Source organism: Pseudomonas sp. 05N434 (assembly GCF_056396965.1).
Window position 1 is genome coordinate 1 of sequence record NZ_JBFTMK010000498.1, and the last position, 3,761, is coordinate 3,761.

Sequence of the window (3,761 nt, forward strand, 5' to 3'; positions counted from 1 at the left end):
ATTGGCAGGCAATGACAACCTATTCACCGTGCGGATGTGTAAATTCTTGAATTTTGGCAAAAATCCTTAGAAGCCACGGCCTGCAAGGGATTTAACGGAAAGGTGCGACATTCGGTCACGGGGTGACTTGTAGTTAATTTTCCGTCACCCGTCATAATCCCTTGAAGGGCACAAAGTTCGCCTGCAAAATGCCGCGCCCCGCCCTGATTTGGTGGGGTCGTGCTGATCGGCCGCCCCAGCCGCACCATCCGAAGTGCCTGGGTTTACTCAATAAGATCACGCAGGAGATTTGACGTGCACATTGGTGTTCCTCTCGAAACCCAGACGGGTGAAACACGGGTTGCTGCAACCCCGGAAACCATCAAGAAGCTGATCGGCCAGGGTCATAAGGTCACTGTACAAAGCGGCGCCGGCATTAACGCCAGCGTTGTCGACAGTGCTTATGAAGCGGCAGGCGCAACCATTGGCAGCGCCAACGATGCGTTTGGTGCCGAGCTGATTCTCAAGGTGGTCGCCCCCAGCGACAGCGAACTGACGCTGATCAAGAGCGGCACCGTAGTGGTCGGCATGCTCAACCCGTTCAGCAATGAAACCATCGCCAAACTGGCCGAATGCGGCATTACCGCGTTTGCGCTGGAAGCTGCGCCACGCACCTCCCGCGCCCAGAGCCTGGATGTGCTGTCCTCCCAAGCGAACATCGCCGGCTATAAATCCGTGCTGCTGGCCGCTCACTACTACCCACGCTTCATGCCGATGTTGATGACCGCCGCGGGCACTGTGAAAGCGGCGCGCGTGCTGATTCTCGGTGCCGGTGTGGCCGGTTTGCAGGCGATTGCCACGGCAAAACGTCTGGGTGCCGTGATCGAAGCGTCCGATGTGCGTCCTGCGGTGAAGGAGCAAATTGAATCCCTGGGTGCGAAATTCGTCGACGTGCCGTACGAAACCGATGAAGAGCGCGAATGCGCCGTCGGCGTCGGCGGCTATGCGCGCCCCATGCCGGCCAGCTGGATGCAGCGTCAGGCCCTGGCCGTACACGAACGCGCCAAGCAGGCTGACATCGTCATCACCACGGCACTGATCCCGGGTCGCAAGGCGCCGACGCTGCTCAGCGCCGAAACCGTGGCGCAGATGAAGCCAGGCTCGGTGGTTGTCGACCTCGCCGCAGCGCAGGGCGGCAACTGCCCGCTGACCGTGGCGGACCAGGTCGTGGTCTCGAATGGCGTGACCATTGTCGGCCCGACCAATCTGGCCGGTGCGGTGGCGGCAGACGCTTCGGCGCTGTACGCACGCAACCTGCTGGACTTCCTGAAGCTGGTCTTCAACAAGGAAGGCCAGTTCGAAGTGAACCTAGAAGACGACATCGTCGCCGCGTGCCTGATGTGCCGCGACGGCCAAGTCATCCGCAAAAACGCCTAAGCAGGGATTCAGACGATGGAAGAGCTTATCTCCCCCGGTATCTACAACCTGATCATCTTCGTGCTGGCGATTTATGTCGGTTATCACGTGGTCTGGAACGTTACACCTGCACTGCACACGCCATTGATGGCGGTGACCAACGCCATTTCGGCGATTGTGATCGTCGGCGCGATGCTGGCGGCTGCCTTGACCGTAACACCATTGGGCAAAACCATGGGCACCCTGGCGGTGGCTCTGGCGGCCGTGAACGTGTTCGGTGGTTTCCTGGTCACCCGTCGCATGCTTGAGATGTTCAAGAAAAAAGCCCCGAAAGCCGTAAAAGAAGAGGCGCCCAAGTAATGAGCATGAACCTGGTAACGACGCTGTACCTGATCGCGTCGATCTGCTTCATCCAGGCCCTCAAAGGCCTGTCGCACCCGACCACGTCGCGGCGCGGCAACGTGTACGGCATGCTCGGCATGGCCTTGGCGATCCTCACCACCATCGGTCTCATCTATAAGCTGGCGGCGCTCTCCATTGAGCAAGGCGGTGCTACCGCCGGCATCGGCTACGTCATCGTCGGTCTGCTGGCCGGCGGTACCGCCGGTTCGATCATGGCCAAGCGCGTTGAAATGACCAAAATGCCGGAGCTGGTCGCCTTCATGCACAGCATGATCGGTCTGGCGGCGGTGTTCATCGCCATTGCAGCCGTCGTCGAGCCGCAGTCGTTGGGCATCGTTAAACATCTGGGCGATTCGATTCCGGCGGGCAACCGTCTGGAGCTGTTCCTCGGCGCGGCCATCGGTGCAATCACCTTCTCCGGTTCGGTGATCGCGTTTGGCAAGCTGTCGGGCAAGTACAAGTTCCGCCTGTTCCAGGGCGCACCAGTACAGTTCAGCGGTCAGCACAAACTGAACCTGCTGCTGGGTCTGGCGACGCTGGCACTGGGTGTCACGTTCATGCTGACCGGCAACTTCAGCGCCTTTGCCCTGATGCTGATCCTGGCCTTCGTGATGGGCGTGCTGATCATCATCCCGATCGGCGGCGCCGACATGCCCGTCGTGGTGTCGATGCTCAACAGCTACTCCGGTTGGGCGGCAGCGGGTATCGGCTTCTCGCTGAACAACTCGATGCTGATCATTGCCGGCTCGCTGGTGGGCTCAAGCGGTGCGATCCTCTCGTACATCATGTGCAAGGCGATGAACCGTTCGTTCTTCAACGTACTGCTCGGCGGCTTCGGCAACACCGCGGATGCTGGCCCGGCGGGCTCCAAAGAAGCCCGTCCGGTGAAATCCGGTTCGGCTGATGACGCCACCTTCCTGCTGACCAACGCCGACACCGTGATCATCGTTCCAGGCTATGGCCTGGCGGTAGCACGGGCGCAGCACGCCTTGAAAGAGCTGACCGAGAAACTGAGCCACCGCGGCGTAACCGTGAAGTATGCGATTCACCCGGTTGCCGGCCGGATGCCTGGCCACATGAACGTATTGCTGGCCGAGGCCGAAGTGCCTTACGACCAGGTGTTCGAGATGGAAGACATCAACTCCGAGTTCGGCCAGGCCGACGTGGTGCTGGTGCTCGGCGCCAACGACGTGGTGAACCCGGCAGCCAAGAACGACCCGAAATCGCCGATTGCCGGCATGCCGATTCTCGAAGCGTTCAAGGCCAAGACCATCATCGTCAACAAGCRCTCGATGGCCAGCGGCTATGCCGGCCTGGACAACGAGTTGTTCTATCTGGACAAGACCATGATGGTTTTCGGCGATGCCAAGAAAGTCATCGAAGACATGGTTAAAGCCGTCGAGTAAAACCCTTCGGCAACCTGAACGCCCCGACTCGTCGGGGCGTTTTTGTTTGCGTCTGTTACCGATCCTGCAAAGGTGTTTTGCCTGAAAGCACCGGAATAGACGCCCCGAATGCGACCTTGGTAGCGGGACGGGCACCGCTCGAATTCACTAGACTGCGCACCTTGCTTCCGTTGCCCGAGATAACAATCATGTACCGTGACCGTATTCGCTTGCCTTCATTGTTGGACAAGGTAATGAGCGCCGCCGACGCTGCCGCTCTGATTCAGGACGGCATGACCGTCGGCATGAGCGGCTTTACCCGAGCCGGCGAAGCCAAGGCCGTGCCTCATGCACTGGCCGAGCGCGCCAAGGTCACGCCGCTGAAAATAAGCTTGATGACCGGCGCCAGCCTGGGCAACGACCTCGACAAACAGCTGACTGAAGCCGGCGTACTGTCGCGACGCATGCCGTTCCAGGTGGACAGCACTCTGCGCAAGGCGATCAATGCCGGCGAAGTCATGTTCATCGACCAGCACCTGTCGGAAACCGTAGAGCAGCTGCGTAACCAGCAACTCAAGC

At 59.9% G+C, this 3,761-nt stretch carries 4 protein-coding genes; all 4 read left to right on the plus strand.

From position 1 onward, the window contains the following. Positions 1-294 precede the first annotated feature (294 nt). Positions 295-1,416 (plus strand): Re/Si-specific NAD(P)(+) transhydrogenase subunit alpha, encoded by a 1,122-nt coding sequence (locus AC1DLB_RS24380; protein WP_018927228.1) that lies wholly within the window; start codon positions 295-297, stop codon positions 1,414-1,416. A gap of 15 nt (positions 1,417-1,431) precedes the next feature. Then, positions 1,432-1,755 carry an NAD(P) transhydrogenase subunit alpha part 2 gene (locus AC1DLB_RS24385; RefSeq protein ID WP_003187010.1) on the plus strand — a complete coding sequence of 108 codons (324 nt, stop codon included), beginning with the start codon at positions 1,432-1,434 and terminating at the stop codon, positions 1,753-1,755. Continuing rightward, on the plus strand, positions 1,755-3,203 hold the full coding sequence (locus tag AC1DLB_RS24390; RefSeq protein ID WP_477785780.1) for an NAD(P)(+) transhydrogenase (Re/Si-specific) subunit beta: 1,449 nt from the start codon (positions 1,755-1,757) through the stop codon (positions 3,201-3,203). Before AC1DLB_RS24385 ends, AC1DLB_RS24390 begins: the two co-directional genes overlap by 1 nt. Positions 3,204-3,391: 188 nt before the next feature. After that, on the plus strand, positions 3,392-3,761 hold a 370-nt coding region (locus AC1DLB_RS24395; protein ID WP_477785781.1), incomplete at its 3' end, for a sugar phosphate isomerase family.